At 53.6% G+C, this 18,386-nt stretch carries 10 protein-coding genes; 1 reads left to right on the top strand and 9 read right to left on the bottom strand.

Features of this window, described 5'->3' with window-relative positions; genetic code table 11:
* Positions 1-47 precede the first annotated feature (47 nt).
* A complete protein-coding gene (locus Q8902_08815; protein MDP4199658.1) occupies positions 48-1,019 on the bottom strand; it encodes a PKD domain-containing protein in 972 nt (323 codons plus the stop codon).
* Between the two features lie 126 nt (positions 1,020-1,145).
* On the opposite strand from Q8902_08815, the gene Q8902_08810 reads away from it, so the two are divergent.
* Positions 1,146-3,302, top strand: coding sequence for a (Fe-S)-binding protein (locus tag Q8902_08810; GenBank protein MDP4199657.1), 2,157 nt, complete (start codon positions 1,146-1,148; stop codon positions 3,300-3,302).
* A 10-nt stretch (positions 3,303-3,312) separates the two neighbouring features.
* On the opposite strand, the gene Q8902_08805 is transcribed toward Q8902_08810, so the two are convergent.
* The 8 genes from Q8902_08805 to Q8902_08770 form a co-directional block, all read right to left on the bottom strand.
* Complete coding sequence (locus Q8902_08805) at positions 3,313-4,026, bottom strand: outer membrane beta-barrel protein (protein MDP4199656.1); 714 nt, start codon at positions 4,024-4,026, stop codon at positions 3,313-3,315.
* Between the two features lie 247 nt (positions 4,027-4,273).
* Positions 4,274-6,433, bottom strand: coding sequence for a hypothetical protein (locus tag Q8902_08800; protein MDP4199655.1), 2,160 nt, complete (start codon positions 6,431-6,433; stop codon positions 4,274-4,276).
* Positions 6,433-8,511 (bottom strand): hypothetical protein, encoded by a 2,079-nt coding sequence (locus Q8902_08795; GenBank protein ID MDP4199654.1) that lies wholly within the window; start codon positions 8,509-8,511, stop codon positions 6,433-6,435. Before Q8902_08795 ends, Q8902_08800 begins: the two co-directional genes overlap by 1 nt.
* On the bottom strand, positions 8,508-10,394 hold the full coding sequence (locus Q8902_08790) for a hypothetical protein (protein ID MDP4199653.1): 1,887 nt from the start codon (positions 10,392-10,394) through the stop codon (positions 8,508-8,510). The genes Q8902_08795 and Q8902_08790 overlap by 4 nt, the downstream gene beginning before the upstream one ends.
* 457 nt (positions 10,395-10,851) lie before the next feature.
* Positions 10,852-12,327, bottom strand: coding sequence for a hypothetical protein (locus Q8902_08785; GenBank protein MDP4199652.1), 1,476 nt, complete (start codon positions 12,325-12,327; stop codon positions 10,852-10,854).
* Between the two features lie 97 nt (positions 12,328-12,424).
* Complete coding sequence (locus tag Q8902_08780) at positions 12,425-13,966, bottom strand: hypothetical protein (protein ID MDP4199651.1); 1,542 nt, start codon at positions 13,964-13,966, stop codon at positions 12,425-12,427.
* A gap of 302 nt (positions 13,967-14,268) precedes the next feature.
* Entirely contained in the window at positions 14,269-15,948 is a 1,680-nt protein-coding gene (locus Q8902_08775) for a T9SS type A sorting domain-containing protein (GenBank protein ID MDP4199650.1), read from the bottom strand.
* Positions 15,949-16,292: 344 nt separating this feature from the next.
* Complete coding sequence (locus tag Q8902_08770; GenBank protein ID MDP4199649.1) at positions 16,293-18,290, bottom strand: G8 domain-containing protein; 1,998 nt, start codon at positions 18,288-18,290, stop codon at positions 16,293-16,295.
* Positions 18,291-18,386 lie beyond the last annotated feature (96 nt).

Genomic DNA, 18,386 nt, shown 5'->3' with positions numbered 1-18,386 from the left:
AAGCACAACCCCCTCCATGAGGGGGCGGTTTCCGGCAGGAGTTTGGGTCACTTCGAAAAAGTGATGGTCACGCGAGGTGATGCGGACGTGTCGGACCAATCAATCGTTTTATTGACGTCATTCTCGTCCACAAATACCCGAACTCCTGACTTGTTAGTCGAATCCACTGAAAAATAGGAGCTTGCAGGGTGGGGTTTGATTCCAATGAACGTTACGTTCGAGCCCGTTTGCGCAAAAAAATTAACTGAGCTGAGACCATAGTTCTCTGAATTGATTTGAAGTTCGAAAGACTCCTTTCCCCCCATTATCTGGTGATCATAGTAGTAATAACGATAAGCACTAAGACTAAGAACAGCTGAACCAACCTGGTTTAACACGCCACTTAGACCTTCTCGATAAACCACCTCTGTTTCCCAAAAATTGTTGTGAGTGGGGTCGGCAGGTGTGTAAGAATAGGATGTGTCCCGGCATGAAAAGGAAGCCCCGTTCCAGACAACTTGAAAGCCCGCAGAGATGCTATCAAGAGCGCGCGACGAAACTGTTGTGACAGTTCCAGGCTCACTGCGGTGCGCGGTTTGAATTGTTCGGTTAGTCATCCCGACACCTGAAATCGTGACGTGTTTGAAGCTATGTAAAGTAGCAAGATCGACATGCCCTAAGGCAACCGTTATCTTCTTACTGAATGACGAGAGTTGGTATTTGGTTGCCGAATCGATCAGCAATACGGTGACTATATACACACCTTCGTTCGAATAGGTATGAGTCAAGGAGTTGGCGGCTGATTTGGCGGAATCTCCATCCCCAAATCTCCAGAGATACAGCCACGTGGAGCGAATCGAATCCGATGCGGTCACCTTAAAGGATGTCGGGTCACCGGGACGCACCGTGTCGGGTGCTTGAATGGTTAGGATCGGCCCAGAAGTGGTCGGCCCGGAGGGGATCGGTCCGTTCGGAGTGGACAAACAAGACACGAATACCAAAAGAGGAATTAGAGGGATCGATCGATAAATGATTTTCATCGTAATCCATCAAACAGGGAAGGATGAATATGGTGCGGAAGGGCTCGATTTGTGACCTTAATGCGCCCTTCGATCACTGCATTTTGCCCGCCACTACCTTCCCCCGAATTGTGTTACTGCACCCCGATGATAAAGGCCATTATTTTCGCAATCGTCCTCCTGGCCGCATTTGGCGGCATTCTGATCAATAGCAAGCGGCTCATCGACTTCCTCCGGTTGGGCCGGTGGACCGACCGGTTCGATAAGCCCGGAGAGCGTTTGCGCCGTGTGCTGACGGTCGCCATTGGGCAATCGAAGATATTTCGCGATCCCATCGCAGGGCCGGTCCATGCATTCATTTTTTGGGGTTTCCTGGTGCTGATATTCGCCGTCATCGAGGCAATTGGCGAGGGACTTACCGCCGGGCATTTTTCGCTATCGTTTCTGGGGCCGGTTTACACTGTGATTACTGTCTCACAGGATATTTTTATGGCGCTGGTTGTGACCTCAGTCGTCGTTTCCTTCTGGCGGCGGTTTGTCACGAAGGTCAAGCGACTTCAGGGCGATCGACATGAGCGAATCGACGCCTCCGTGATTCTTCTTCTGATTCTGGTAATCGTCTGCTCGCTCACGATTGCCAACGCCGCTCGCATGGCACTCGGCAACTCATACGCGTGGGAAGTCCGTCCGCTTGCCGCGCTCCTTATGCCGATGTTTCTGGTGCAATCCGGCAGCCACTTGTCGGCCTCAGCGATGACGCCCTTCATCTATGAATCGGCGTGGTGGATTCACATTGTCTTCGTGCTCGGCTTTATGAATTACCTGCCGTACTCGAAGCACTTGCATGTTCTCACCTCATTGCCGAACGTATTCTTCGCCGATCTCAAACGCAAGAATTCTCTTGCGCCGATCAACTTCGAGGACGAGACGATCACGCAATATGGCGCCGCCGACATCCAGCATCTGACATGGAAACAGTTGCTTGATGGCGACACCTGCACGCATTGCGGCCGCTGCACATCGGTCTGTCCGGCGAACTCCACCGGAAAAATTCTCGACCCGCGCATGATTATCATTGCGACGCACAAGCGGATGCTCGACAAAGCGCCGTATCTCACAGCGCAGTCGGCATACGGCTTCGATACCTGGTCGGGTCAGGCCATGAAGTCTCACGTGGCCACGAGTGGAGAGGCGCTCAACGATGAGATCGTGACGCCGGAGAATCAGACGCTGAGCCACGCCCAGGGGATGTTGCTCTACCAAAAGCCCACGCTCACGCGCGAGGAAGTCGATGCGAAGAAATTCGTCGGCGATTACATCCCGGACGAAATGCTCTGGCAATGCACCACATGCCAGGCATGCATGACCGAGTGTCCTGTCACGATCGAACATGTGGACGAGATCATCGACCTGCGGCGCAATCTCGTGATGATGGAGTCGAGCTTCCCGCCGGAGTTGCAGTCCGCATTCGGCAACATGGAAAACAACTTCTCGCCGTGGGCATTCTCGCCCAGCGAGCGTGGGGAATGGGCCGAGGGACTTGGAGTGAAGACGATGGCCGATGGTGGTATGGACAAACCGCCAGTCCTCTTCTGGGTTGGCTGTGCCGGTTCGTACGATCAGCGCGCCAAGAGGATTTCGCGTGCGTTCGCAGAGTTGATGCAGATCGCCGGCGTTGACTTCCGGATTCTTGGCAATGAAGAGAAATGCACAGGCGATCCGGCGCGCCGCATGGGCAACGAGTATCTCGCGCAATCGCTGATCCGAGAAAATGTTGAGACGCTCAATCGCTATCAGGTCCAGAAGGTCGTGACGGCGTGTCCGCATTGCTTCAACGCAATTAAAAACGAGTGGCAGCAATTCGGCGGGAATTTCGAAGTAGTACATCATACCGAATTGATCCAGGACTTGCTCGATCAGGGCCGCATCAAACCGAAGAACGAATCACAGCAGAAAGCTACGTACCACGATTCGTGTTATCTTGGCCGCTCCAACGACATTTACGAAGCCCCGCGCACCTCGCTCGCAAGCGTGCCGGGACTCGACATTATCGAGATGGACCGTTCGCGCTCGCGAGGATTCTGCTGCGGCGCCGGCGGCGGACAAATGTGGATGGAAGAGAAGCAAGGCAAGCGCATCAACATCGAACGCACCGAAGAGGCTCTGGCCACCGGCGCGAAGGTTGTCGCATCGGCTTGCCCCTACTGCATGACGATGCTGACTGATGGCGTCAAAGCCAAAGGCGAGCAGGAGACCGTGCAGGTCAAGGATATCGCGGAGATCGTGCTGGAATCAGTGAGGTAAGTCTCCTCCATCAAAAATAGATGCGGGCAATCGCTGCTGCCTTGGTGTTCAGCTGGTGACCGGTTGGACTGGGTGCGCTCTGCGATGTTGATGGGGATGCTGGAGTGATCGTCGTGGTTCTCGTCAGCGTGCCGTAGTTCAGATATTCGACCTCTGCTTCGACACCCATCGAAAATGCACGCGAAAAGAAATACTCTCCGCCGAAGACAAGGCCAGCAAAGAAATCGGTTCGCGAGTAGTTATCTGTGCTTATCTGGATTCCAGAGCTGAAGAGGCTGTCGGTAGCCTTATCCGTTTCGTTATACGCTTCGATCCCAAGTTTTGGCCCTATGTACACACTGGCACCCGAAGCGACTGGAATGAGATAATAAAAGCCAGAGCCAAAGTGAAGAAGGCCGAAGGTCACGTCCCTGCCAGAACCATTGTACAGTGGACTCGAATAGGATGAGGAAACATAGCCGATCTCTGGTTCGATCTTGAACGCCGAGAAGCGCATCGGAATCAGGAAGTTGACCGCGCTGAGTGTCACATCGGAAAATGGATCCCGATTGTTCTCCGATCCAAGGACAGCTACGTTCGTTGTAATCGAAACGCCGAGCCCGATATGAAACGCCGAGTCATTTTGCACATTTGATTGCTGCGCGCTTGCGATATTTCCCGAAAGGAGTAAGCTCGATAGACTCAACGCGAGAAGACCCAGGGACTTATACACGAAGTCTTTCATAGAATTGACGAGTAAGTGGATGAAACAAAGATACGACAGCGGAGAGGAGGGAGCGACAAAATGAAACGTAGCCACTCGATACATTTCCGAGCACGCAGGTCTTCCGTTTGCCTTTGATAAAAAAAATGAGGGGCGGTCCCCCCACGGGCCACCCCTCTCCTCATTGGCTTAGGCACGTTTCTTCTTATCTCACGCGCCCGTTACCACTCTTTGCCTGAACTCCGATATTATCGCATCATGGTTCTGACTATCTTCCTGGATTAATGATGGCATATCCGATTCTGATCTTGTCCGATGTCGAATAGTTGGAGCCACTGGTGATCGTCGGTATCATGCTGACCCGGATGTCGAATGCTCCAGTAGTTCGATTATTAACGTCGATAAAGTATACCGCTGATCGGCAATCCGGCGCATTGCCATCGTCAATTTTTGAAAGCACGCTGATGAGCACGATGCTGCTGGCAGAAGCATATCGATTGTTGATCGTGAGGGTACCAAGATTTTGGAAGAGGCCGGCGGTGGGCGCAACTGTGCTAAGGTTTCCGCCGCCAAGCGTGAGTTCGATCACGCCGCTGGGTCCTTGCGCGGAATAGGCCGTCCCGCTGGCTGCGCCCTCGACGGTCGTTCCGACCCCTGGCGCTTCTGTTGTTCGACCCATTGCGAACTCGCCATCATTAATTTGCAGCGCGACGTTGGTCTGGCCTGCACTCGTGTTGACGTTGCCAGTTGCGAGCACTCCAATCGAACCGGTGCCCGCACCCGACGCGTTTCCCCAAGTGCCGACAGCGGCATTCAGTGTAGCACCGGTAGCCTCGCCCATGATGGCAGCGACTTCATCGGTTGTACCTGTGTACAGTGAACGCAATTGGTGCGCCGACGTCGTCGTATTGATCGCGACTTGTCCGGTGGAGAGAATACGCATTCGCTCCGTATTGGCAGTCTTAAAGACGAGCGGCTGTGCGTCCTTCGTCCCGAGATAATTGTAGGAGGCTGTCGTTCCGGCGTTGCCCCAGGTTCTCCAGTAGAAATTTCCGGTCGAATCCCAGACTGGTGGTGAATTCGACCCTGTAGAAGTGAGGAGATAACCGGTCGTTCCGGCTAGTCCATTAGGCATGAGTGCACCGGAGAACCGAATATTCCCGGTGACATCGAGTACTTCAGCGGGCGCATAGTTGCCAATGCCTAGTTTCATGGGGGTAGCTCCGGAAGAATAATACACGATGGTATTATCCGTGGTCACGTTGCATCCCTGGCCAAAGGCCATTGAATAATTGCCCGTAACGCTGTTGTAGCTGCCACCCAATACCGTTGAGTAGGTGCCACAGGCGCTGTTGTTGTTGCCCCCGACGACGATAGAGTAGGTGCCACACGCCGTATTGTATTGGCCTGCGACCACCGAGGCGTAGGTGCCGGTAGCTGAATTGTTACTGCCACCTCCGATCGTACTATATGCGCCGGAAGCTGTGTCATAAAATCCGCCAGCTACGTCGGATGCGTATCCCGAAGCGATGTTGTGTTCGCCCCAAACGACGGTTGCCGTTCCGGATGCCGCGTTGAAGTAGCCACTCGTAATTGAATAGTCGCCGGAGGCGACATTGCCTGCGCCATGGCCGTAGAGTGCAAGATGTCCGGTACCGCGCGACCACATCGTGTCAATACCGCCACCACCACTCGAGCTGAATCCTCTCCAGGTCAAATCTCCAAATCCATCCGTGCAGAGGACCCAGTTTGTTGCCTGGCCATCGGATGGAGGCCAAATGTAATTGGGTGACGCAGTCTGAACGCCGGCCTTGAAGCCTGTGTAATATGACCCTGACCCGGATGGCATAAACAATCGCAGCTCTTCCGCAGTATTGTTATTATTAATGAGGCCCATATTGCCGCCGGAATAGATCCGTACGCGTTCCGTGTCGTTCGTCCGGATGACCCAATCAACGGAGTCCTTCGTGCCGATAAAATTGCCGGTTGGGTTGGTGCCAGAGTTACCGAGCAAGAGCCAACCGCCACCGAGGAACGGGATCCAGGAAGAGCCATTATAATACCAGAATGTCGGAGCCTGACCGGCGTAAGCCCCGGTCGTCGCGGTATCCGTTTCGAAGATAAGCAATCCTGTCGCAGGCGATGCGATCCCGTTCTTCTGCGCCTCGGACATGCGTGGCACAAGCAATCCTTTCGAAGTGCTGGTCAGGTCAAGCAACGCGCTCGGATCGGGTGACGTGGTGCCGATTCCCACGTTGCCCTGTGCCCGAACCGAAAAGACGAATGTCGAATGCTGAAGGATGAATAGGAGAATGACAAATGCGGAACGGCGAACGAGCATTCTCGCAGAGGCGACCGCCATGCGCGGTGCCAGCCACAAGTGCTGCCAGCCATTCGTCATTCGTAATTCGTAATTCGTAATTCGCATTATCTCCCTGGGTTGACTATGAGATATGACAGACGGATCTTATCCGAAGTTGTATAATTCGAAGCGCTTGTAGTGGTCGGAATCATACCGATCTGAACGTCGAATCCTCCGCTGGTACGGTTGCTGACGTCGGCAAAATACTCTGCCAATTTACAGTCGGGGGCGACGCCGTCATCGCTCTTGGAAACGACATTCACGATCACAATGCTCGATGCTGAGCAATAGCGATTACTAACCGTGATCTTCCCAAGGTTCTGGAAGACACCCGAATTTGGTGCGACCGTCGAAAGGTTGCCGCCTGATCCAAGTGTCAGCTCGATCACACCGCTCGGACCTTGCGCAGAATATGCTGTGCCGGTTGCGGCGGATTCCACCACGCTGTACGAACTGGAAGTCTCGGTGGTGCGACCCATCGTGACCTCGCCATCATTAACTTGCAGGGCGACGTTCGTCGAGCCGGCGGATGTGATGCCATTGCCGGTTCCGAGCACTCCGATCGAGCCAGTACCCGTTCCTGAAGCACTTCCCCATACGCCGACAACTTGACTCGAAGTGGCGCCGGTGGCCTGCCCGAAGACGGCGGCCGTCTCATCGGTTGTTCCGGAGTAGAGGGAGTGTAATTGATGCGTCGTTGAAGTCGTGTTGATCGCAACTTGTCCGGTCGAGAGAATACGCATTCGCTCCGTCGCATACGTTTTGAAGACGAATGCCTGCGCATCGCTCGTGCCGATATAATTGAACGGGGGAGTCGTACCACTGTTGCCCCATGTGCTCCAGGCACCAAGGCTTCCGGCGGATGCCCAGACCGGCGGTGTACTCGCGCCGGCGGATTGCAGAATATAGCCGGGTGTCCCGGCAAGACCGTTGGGCATCAGTGCGCCGGAAAAACGCAGATTGCCAACGATATCGAGTGCTTCCGCCGGAGTTTGCGTACCTACACCAACTTTTGCGGGCGTATTACCGGAAGCATAATACACAACAGTGTTATCCGTCGAAACGAGTGCGCCGATCCCAAAGGCCAATGAATAATTGCCGCTGACATTATTGTTTGTACCGCCCAAGACCGTCGCATAACTTCCACATGCAGTATTACTCGTACCACCAACGACCACAGCATACGGACCGCAAGCACTGTTATATTGCCCGGCTACCACGGAAGAATATGAGCCGGTCGAAGAATTATTGCTGCCGGCACCGATCGTGGAGTAGTTACCACTTGCGGTATCGCTCGCACCTCCGGAGATGACCGAGCCATAACCCGAACCAATGTTGTTTTCGCCCCAGACAACGGAGGCAGTACCAGAGGCCCAGTTATCAAAACCATCGGTGATCGAATAATCGCCGGAAGCCGTACATCCGGCGCCGTGACCGATCAGCGAGAATCGTCCTGTTCCGCGTGACCAGAATGTATCGAGACCACCACCACCGGCTGATCCAAATCCTCTCCACGAGAGGTTACCAAATCCATCCGTACAAAGAATGTAATTTGTTCCGTTACCATCTGCCGAAGGCCAGGTATAGGTGACGGAGTTGGTTGTCCTTGGCGATGCTTTAAATCCAGAATAGAGGGATCCTGTGCCGGAAGGTTGGTAGAAGCGAAATTCCTCTGCCTTGTTATCCGCGTTCGTTAGCGCCACGTTGCCGCCAGCGTAGACTCGCAACCGCTCGGCATTGTTGGTGCGGATGACCCAGTCGACCGAGTCGAGAGTGCCGATGAAATTCGTGTTGGCACTCGTCCCGGAATTTCCGAGCACGAGCCAACCCGCACTGAGAAAGGGTACCCACGTCGTGCCATTGAAGTACCAGAACGTTGGCGTCTGTCCGGCATACGGTGAGATTGTTGCATTATCGGTCTGATAGATCATCAGTCCGGTAGCTGGCGAAGATATGGCAACCTTTTGCGCTTCCGTCATCCGAGGGATTAGCAGGCCGCGCGAGATGCTTGTCAGGTCCAGCAATGCGCTCGCGTCCGGAGCGGTCGTACCAATCCCCACGTTGCTGCTCTGGGCATGCGCCCTCGAGAGGCCAAATAATCCGGCCAGAACGAGAAAGATGAGGATGTTGCGGACGTTCTTCATCTGCCTGGATTGATTACGATGTATCCGATGCGAATATAATTCGACGCCGGGTACACATGAGTGTCCGATACAAACGGGATCATCGAGACGCGCAACGTGCATGAGCCGGACGCGCGGCTCTCGACATCGACTCGATAGATGGAGTTTCTGGGATCAGGGTTGCCGCCGCCGTTGATTTTATCGACTACTCCGACGAGAATGATGCTCGAAGAAGTAATGTAGCGATTGTTGATCGTGACGTTTCCCAAATCCTGAAACACGCCAGCAGTCGGAGGCAGCGTCGTCAGATCATTTCCCATCGAGAGTTGAATGACACCGGAAGGGCCTTCCTGGCTGTATGCAGCGCCTGAAGCAGCGGCGTCCGTAGCGGTGCCCGGCGATGGGTTCTGCGATGTACGGCCCATGGCGAACTCTGCCTGCGAAATTTGGAGGGCGACATTGGTGGAGCCTGCGCTCGTAGCACCATTGCCTGTGGCAAGGACTGCGATCGTGCCCGTGTTTGATGAACTCGTATTATCTGCTCGGCCCCAGACACCGACCGATTCGGATGAGGTAGTGCCAGTCGATCCACCAAATGCCGCGGCAGTTTCGTCCGTCGTGCTCGTACTGACGATATGAAGTTGATGAACCGGAGTCGTGGTGCCAACACCAACGAATCCAGTTGAGCGAATTCTGGCGCGTTCCGTTGCATTCGTTCGTATGACGAAAGCCATCGAATCTGTCGTGCCGATGTACGTTGTTGGCGGGCTGGATCCGGAGTTTCCCAACGTTGACCAGTTACTGGTTGTGGGAATTGAGACAGTCCCCCATGTGGGCGGCGAACCGGTCCCCGCCGATTTTAGAGTCAAGCCGGCGCTGCCTGATAATCCATTCGGAACCAAGGCCTGTGAGAGGCGAACGTTGCCGGTCACATCCATGGCCTCGGCCGGGCTCGTATTCTGAATTCCGGTTCGAATCGCAGTCGACGTTGGGGGATAAAAAATAAGTTGGTTCGATCCGGTTGGATGGGCATTATATCCAAAAACCAAGTTATTGTTGCTGGCGAAGGTATTGTCTGCTCCGTTGATGATAATGGAGTTGTCGCCGCTGGTGTGATTGGAATCGCCGCCCAGAATGACGCAGTCCTGTCCAGATGCCTGGTTTGCCAGACCTCCAACGATCATCGTGTTTTGCGACCCGGAAGAATTCCACGCTCCTCCGCGGACGACGCTACCGCCGTTACCGGAAACGCTATTGTTCGATCCACCGGTAACGCAGCCATACTTGGCGCTGCTACTGTTGGAGTCGCCAAATACAGAGGAAGCTTCGCTGCCGCCAGAGCAGTTTTCGGTCGATGCGATCGACCATTTTCCGTTAGTTCGATTAAGTGTACCGAGTGAATAGAGCGATGCCGTTCCGCTTCCGCGTTTCCAGAGTGTATCGCCAAACCCTCCTCCGACCGTGCCAAAAGTCTTCCAGCCTAAGGTCCCAAGACTATCATCGAGGGCCTGGCCGCTAATGCCATCTGTGGGCGGAAGAATGTAATGGATTGTGCTATCCTGATTGCCGGCCTGGAAGGAACTGTATAATGTCCCGGAGCCCGAGGGCTCATAGAATATCAGAGAGCCGGCTTTGTTCGTGGTGTTTGTCAGCGCTACGTCTCCGTTGGAGAGGACACGCGCGCGCTCATGATTATTGGTCCGTTGCACGAGATCGACGGAATCCTTCGTACCAAGGAAATTCGTCGAGGCACTCGTGCCGGCATCGCCTGTAAGCGACCACCCACTACCCGCTAGAGGCGACCAGAAGGAGCCAGTATAGTAGTAAAACGTGCCTCCAGTAGTATTATAAACCAGGTCCCCGGTTGCAGGCGAGGCGATCGCCTGCATTTGAGTGGTGGTCACTCTGGGAATCAACAAACCCTTTGAAGTCGACTCGAGATGGAGAAGGGCCGAGTTATTTGCAGTCGCGGTGCCGATCGAAACGTTCTGAGCAGATACGAGCGTGGGCTCCAAACACGCCAGTATGGTGCAACAGACCAAGGCAACTGTTGCTCGCGCGCATAGGGCCGAGGCAAAGCTCCGGCTCGGGTCCCTTCGGGCGCATCCAAACGCAAACATTAGCAAAGTATCCTACCATTTGGCGGAAATGGTCCACTACCAAGACTCATCCGCACTTCCCAAATATAGACGCTTTGAGAGCCGAAGTCAATCCTTCTTTGTAACTAATTCTACGGCTTTTGGATGAAAAGATAAGTTTAGTGGTTCGCCCATAGAATCATCGTCTCAGGGTGGTACACATTTGTCTCACTTATGGACAGTTGTCGGGCAAAATTGGTGGTTTCGCGGGACCTGGCAAAACTCATCGGATATAGTACCCTCGCATGTAGGATTTTACTTTTAGTGTCGTCGGCGTTCCAGAAGATACCCCTTGCGCCCATTTGAGTTGGATGTTGCCTGCAGTCGAGCCGGTAACCACCACGCCCCAAAAATGGATCGGAATATCTCCGGCGTTTAGTTGGATGGCTCCGGTCGAGGTGCCACTCGACGTAAGAATGAACGTCTCTTGTGATCCCAACCTGACATCATCGACGTAGATCCCGATATCCATTGAAGCCCCAGTGGGGATCGTCCACGCGAGCCGAATTTGAGGAGTTGTTGAGGCGACATTAGCATGCAAATATCCTTCGACTACCATCGAATCATTTGCGTTGATGGGAATGACCAGATTGTTGTCGTTTGTCAAGGTTGTCGAGTTCGAGATACTTTGATCCGCGGGTTTCTTGACAGTGATGACGCCGGTTGTGGATGTGGAAACGGTTGTGGAGGAGCTGATGACGATCCATCGGCTATCGGCTGCGCTGTATATCAGTTTCACGGCGCCCTTCCCGCTGATGACGATATCGCCGGTGCTATTCAGTGTCCAGATCCTGTTCGCAGCCAGCGAACTCGCGCTCTCGTTCGAGATTGTGATCTGCTGTGTTGTGGCATTGAATAGTACGAGCATCTTACCATCGACGCCGCCGGCAATGCCCGTGACCGAAAAGGAGGCCGTTGGTCCCGTTAGCCGGACAAAACTCGATGTGCCGATTGTGAGATTGTTGTTGGCTCCGTTCGAAGCCGAAACCGAAGAATAACGGGTAGCAAGATCGCCATTAATATCGAGGTAGGTTGCCGGCGCGGTAGTATTGATCCCAACATTGCCGCCTTCAAATATCCCGGAGTAGTTCGTGGTACCGCCGGTGGCATTGACATGGAGACCCACATTCGTGGCGGATGTCCCATTCCATGTCCCGGTCGATAGAATGTCCGTTCCGTATTTTGTGATGGAGGGTGTCGAAGATGTCGCCGTATTCGTAAGCAGATTGCCTGTGTAGTCAGCGGTCATTGCGCCCGAAGCCACTGTATGCAGCTTCGAGGTGGGCACGGCAGTTCCGATTCCAAGATTACCCGCAGTGGTCAGTCGCATGCCTTCGAGTGCATTGGTTTTAAAGACGAGATCAGCATTGTCCGTTGTCCCGACGAAGTTCGTCCCAGCAATGGTCCCGCTATTTCCAAGGAGTTGCCATGCGGTTCCGAGAAATGGTACCCAGGCCGTTCCATCATAATAGTAAAATGTTGCAGGACTGATTGCGCTGACGAAATCGGTACAGTAGACCAGCAGGCCAGTTGCGGGAAGGGTCACAGCATTCATTTGCGCGTGCGTCATCCTCGGCACCAGAAGGCCTCGAGTGATGCTTGTTAGGTCAAGTAAGGCGCTTGCATCGGGAGCCACGGTCCCGATCCCAACATTCCCCTGTGCACGGAGCATGCGCAGGTTTGGAGCTAGCGCAAGCATAACGGTAAATGTGAATGCCAACAGGCATTGTAGAGGCGCCCGGTGTTGAGGTTTGGCGAAGAAGAATGCAATCATAGTTCGAAGTTCGAAAGACTGTTCAGCGGATCAGTGTCCCACGGATATAGGATTTTGCCTTGAAGGTTGTCGGGGTCGATGACGAAACTCCTTGCGCCCACTGGATTTGAATCGTTCCAGCGTTTGCACCACTGATGACCATGCCATAAAAATGAATAGGAACGTCGGTACCGTTCATGCCCATGTCACCGGTTGATGCGCCGCCGGCAGTGAGCGTCCACGTTTCTGGCGGGGGTTGGATTACGTCGTCGGTGTAAATTGCGATGTCCATACTTGCTCCGGTTGGAATGGTGAATGCCATTCTCAAACTGCCGGAGCCGGTGTTATGATAATGGATATATCCTTCCACGATCATTGAATCATTCGCCGAGATCGGCAATTGCAGGTCGTTATCATTTTGCAGCGTTGTGGAGCTTCTGACACTTTCATCTGCTGGCTTCTTGGCGAAGATCAGTCCCGTGCTGGACGTTGAGACTGTGGTCGAACTGAGCACAATCCATCGACTGTCCGGCGCGCTATAAATCATTTTGACCGCCCCTTTGCCATCGACGACGATGTCGCCAGTGCTGTTGAACGTCCAAATCCGGTCTGCGGCCACGGAACCAGTGTTTTCATTGGAGATCGTAAATAGTTGGTTGGTCGGGTTGAATAGAATGAGGACCTTCCCATCCACGCCGCCGGCAACGCCGGTGACCGAGAAGTCAGCCGTTGGACCGGTAAGGCGGACAAAACTCGAGGTTCCGATATTGATGTCATTGTTGACTCCATTTGAGGCCGAATAGGAGGAGTATCGGATCGAAGCATCGCCACTGACATCCATATATGTTGCGGGTGCTGTTGTATTGATGCCGGCGTTACCGCCTTCGAAAATGGCCGAGTAATTTGTCGTGCCGCCAGTTGCATTCGTGTGCAGCCCGATATTGGTCGCCGATGCGCCATTCCACGTGCCGCTCGAAAGAATGTCCATTCCGTATTTGGTAATTGAAGCGGTCGAGGATGTCGCCACATTGGTCAGGAGGTTTCCTGTATAGTCCGTTGTCATCGCTCCGGATGCAACGGTGTGGAGCGCGGAAGCAGGCGTGGCCGTACCGACGCCGAGATTTTGCGATGTGCTGAGCCGCATGCCCTCCATGGCGTTTGCCTTGAAGACCAGGTCCGCATTATCTGTTGTCCCAAGAAAATCTGTACCGGCTATCGTACCACCGTTCCCCGATAATAGCCAGCCGGTCCCCGTCATTGGGATCCATGCTAAACCGTCATAAAAATAGAACGTAGTGAGGGACGTATTGAAAATGAGATCGCCGGTGCCGGGTGAAGGAACGGCAAACATTTGAGCGCTGGTCAATCTTGGCACGAGCAAGCCCTGCGAAGTGGAAGTCAGGTCAAGCAATGCAGTTGCATCCGGCGTCGACGTTCCGATGCCGACGTTCTGCGCGAAAGCAGCCGTTGAAAGCTCCAGCATGAGCAGTCCAGCGAATCCGAACACGGTGGCCACGTGCCATATCTTCAAGACACGGCGGAGCCCAACGGGAATGTGAATCCCCAGGTCTATCAGGGAGACCATTGCTAATTTTTACAGAGATGTTTTACGAACAGATGCTACATCATTCGGGGTAGCTCCCAAATATAGACACAAGCCAGAGAAAAAGCAAGCCTCGATTGAAATCTTTTTAAGAACATTCACGCTGCTTTGAAGATCATCCACCCGGATCAGCGAATTGGTGTCTCATAATCATACATGGTCGTCTCAACATACGACACTCTGGGCCGCTCAAGTTCACCAGCTCATCTCCAAAGGGAATGTGTGCGAAGCTTCGGCGGCAATATTCCAGCGCCGAGCGAAGGGATAACGAGGCTCAAAAAATCCTATCGACGGACAACAATGCTCTTCGCAATGTGTGAGTCGCCCGTCGTAATGCTCAGTTGATAGATCCCCGCAGGGAGGTGCGAGACATCCTGACTGAAGAGATGCTCGCCGGCAGTGAGATTAAGGTCCGCGATCTGCCCGACAAGTCTCCCGCTAGCATCATAGAGCATTGCATTTACGTGTCCATCTTCAGCAAGCCCGATTGAAATGTTCGCTAATTGCGATGTCGGATTCGGATAGATCGCAACCGAAAGCGAACTAGGAATCGCAATCTGGTGGAAGTCGAGCGTTCGAGATCCAGAGTGAGTGCGTGTGCCATTGGCATCGATCTGATACAAATCGTAGACATATGTGCCATTGGCAAGGCCATCGCCGTCGACCGTTTGATAGGTCGCCCCATAGGGTGATTTGGCGAGCAGTGATGAATCATGTTCGAAGCTCTTGATCAAAACCGATGGCTCGCCTTCGCGGCGACGTTCCACTTCGAACCCGAGACTTTGAATCTCGCTGTATGTCTTCCAATCGAGTACTACGTGATTCGCGACTTGCTTTACCGAGAACGGTCCCATTTCGACGGGCAGGGAGTTGTCGGAGGTAAGCGATGCGATTGTAAAGGGCCTGTTGATGATTGCGGTGCCATACTTAACGGCCGTAACCACTGCGGATTCGATCCATCCGGACAGATAGCTCGCTCCCGGCGAGAGCGCGCTCACACCAGCCGTAACCCATGCCGGCGTTGGGCCAGGAATGACGGGCGCCAGCGTATCCCAACGCGCGACTACAAGGTTCGACATCGTGGACATATACACCGACATCGTATAATCGCCAGGAATCCAGTAAAGCCGTGCAATTGCATCCGCTCCGCCAGTCGCCGGCGTTACGATATCTGCGTGCCAGTATTGAATCTTGCTGACTTGCTGCAATGGCGATTGGATCGAAGTGGTGTTGACATACGGATAGTTAAAATACTGCATCCGATATGTTGTCGCTGTCGCGCTCTGAGGAGTGATTGCACCGGTATTGCCACGTCCGCTCTTACCAACTGGAAACCAGAAGCGGTTCGTGGAGTTCATGTCCTTCTCACATGGGCCATCGACGTAGCTGGCAGCAGGTGCGACGGGCAGACCCGCATTGTTAACCCAATTGCCGTTGATCGTGAAGTTCAGCACGTTGGTCTGCGTGGTGTAGACAATGCCGTTCGTGAAATACGCATCCGAGTCAACGATTTCCTTTTGTGTTAGGGTCTTCGAGCCGCCATTTGTAAACTGAAGGTCATAGAACGTCGTGATCACTGCGCCACCGACATTCTGATTGGATGTACCGTTGAGGTTTACGGTGCCAGTTTTACGCTGGAATGTGCCATCATTCGTGAAGTTACCGCCAATGTTGTACCATCCCGATCCTCCGGCCGTGGCTGCACTGTTGTTCGTGAAGTCGGTTGTGATCGTAACGATGCCAGAGTCATCGATCGAACCAGTCTGGTTCTGATACGCCCCATTGACCTGCATGAACGAGTTAGTCTTTGTGACAATCGTTGCGCCCTTATTAATCATGAGCTGCGCGCCGGCCGCCTGAGCCATAACCATATACAGCACCGCAACTGCCAAAAGTCGAGCAATTCGACTGGCAGTCGCGGGGGCGCTGATATGCGTTTTGGCAAACGTCGCGTGCTGGGGCATCGCCGGCTATAATTTCCATCAGTTCCGGCGCCCTTAGTGGCAAACTAAATGAAGCCGGCAAACTAAACTATCGGTCCGGAAGCTAATAATATCACCCGTCCCGTCCTAAATATAGACACGCCAAAAGAGAAAGTCAATCCGAGCGGATATGAATTATTGTCGAATACGAAGGAATATGGAGAATTATTGGTATCAGAATTGGACAGTCTGTTCCAGAATGAGTCAAATGCGTCTCACTCTGATACTACCCAGATTCCTCCACTGAGTCTGCGATAGTCTGGCTGATGAGCGCATGGTTTCGCGCTCAAATAAGATGTAGGAGGACTTTTCTGATTAGGGGACGACTATTCACCCAAGATCAGCAACCGGGAGGCCTGACCGCCTCTCCAGAACACCCTGGCTATATAGACACCGGCTGGGAGGCTCATTATTGTTCGCATTTGCTCTGTGAACTCCCTGGACATTTCCGGGCGACCGATCACATCGTCCAATTCGATGCGTCCCTCCTGGTTTGCCCCGAGGACAACTGAGAGCTGCTTCCCCTGAATGGAGATTTGCGGATCCAAGGCTGGCTCTGCTTCCGATGTTGCCTGGACCCAGCGTTCGGCGAGCCAGGTTCTGATCCCATCATTCGAAACCTCGTAGAGATCATATTGCATCGGACCTGAAGAGGTATCCAGAACCGAATACAGCTGACCGTATCTTGATTGGGAAATCAGGCTGCGATCGGACAAGAAACTGGCTACGTTGACTGGGGCTATCCGCGAGCCTCGGTCTAATTCGAAGCCTGCAAGATTTATCTCGGCCGCGGTCTCCCAAGTGAGATCGACACCGCCCGGACCGCGTGTTGCGCTAAAGCTAACAAGATCGATTGGCGTAGGATGGTCTGTATATCCTTCGGATAGCATCCAGTAAAAGCTGCCAGAATCATTGGCAAGGCCAAGCACAGTTGTATCCCACTCGAAAGCGAAGGTCTCAGGATCGAAATTGCTGATTCCACTAAATGCCCATGCCCGGCCTTGATCGCGTGAGCGCCAGAAATGGAGGTGGTTTGGATTTGCGCCGTTTAGCTCGTCGCAATGGAGTTGGAAGGTCATTTCGTCCGGCGCGCCTTGCTGTGGCGAAGCACCTGGGGTGATCACAAAATATCGGAGCGCCGGCCTTGCGTCATCACGGGCACCTGGCGGCTTGTATCCATTGACACGAACGACTCGGGTGCGGCCAATGTAAGGGAGTGTCCCGGTGCGGATCGTTAGCCCGAGGCCATAAAAACTATCGACAGGATTTGAAGCATCGAGCGTTCTCGGAAACTCCGAATAGATTTTGCCGATCACATGACCACCGCATGGAGGATTTTCTTCGGTGAGGTGTGTCAGGATGTCCAGTGAATCGCAATGCAGATCGTCGAGATACCGAATACTCAGTACGGTATTTTTCCGCACAAGTACACTCCCAAGTTGCGAAGGCCCGGACCAATGGCATGTGTCTTTTCCACTGCTGCCAGTGAATCGATCGAAGACCCATACTTCAGAACCCGATGACTGCATGCCACAGCCGCGAAGCCCTGCGCCCGCCGAGCCGGATTCGCCACTATTCTGGTTCACAACGTCTCCTGATATTGTGACGACCTGCGTGTCAAATCCCTGTACATACGCGACTCGTGCGGCAGCGATGATGGAAGCGCCGGAATCGATCAGCAGCGTTCCGCGAATTCGCACCGGATTCGACCGAAACGAAGCGTCCATGCCGTTTAGCGTGAGATTGGCATACGAATGGTCTACAAGATTATTCGCAAGATAGGAAACGTCAATCAGATCGAGATTCTGTGAATAGTACTCGAACGTGCTCGAATCATCGAGGGCAAAGAGCGGACTTGAAAGAGAATCGAAAATGCCGGAGGTGGGAAACGGAATCGCTGATGACATGCGGAATAGTCCACCGGCTGCAACCTGAATGACAGGTCGTGGCGATACTGGAGCAGGAAACGCGAACCATCCGCTGCCAGCATCGAGCGTGCCGAATATTTGAACGAGGGTGTCGTTTGGCGAGGCACTAAAGAACAATGTATCTCTGCCAAGTGAGAATCGACCGTAGATGGTGACCGCATTCAACGCGGCACTTGAGGAATCAAGATAAACTGAATCCGCGCTGGCGATGATCACAGTATCTCCGGCTTGCGGTGTGATGCCTCCGGCCCATGTTGCCGCTGATGACCAAACTCCGCTTGATTGCGAGACTCGTTGACCGCCAAACATCGAGTTGGGCGTGCCAAAGATCACCATGGCGAGGATGGCAGTCACTGGCCACAGGGTCCGGCCTTGCTGTGCAATATTGGCGAACATTATACGTCTGGCAAACGATACGGATGATGTATCTTCCGCGGGAACCTAACATGTCGGAAATTTGAAGTAATTCCTGTTGTAACGAATGATCGCACG

The organism is Bacteroidota bacterium (assembly GCA_030706745.1).
Lineage (GTDB): Bacteria > Bacteroidota > Ignavibacteria > Palsa-1295 > Palsa-1295 > PALSA-1295.
This window is presented reverse-complemented; position numbering and strand designations above follow the sequence as displayed.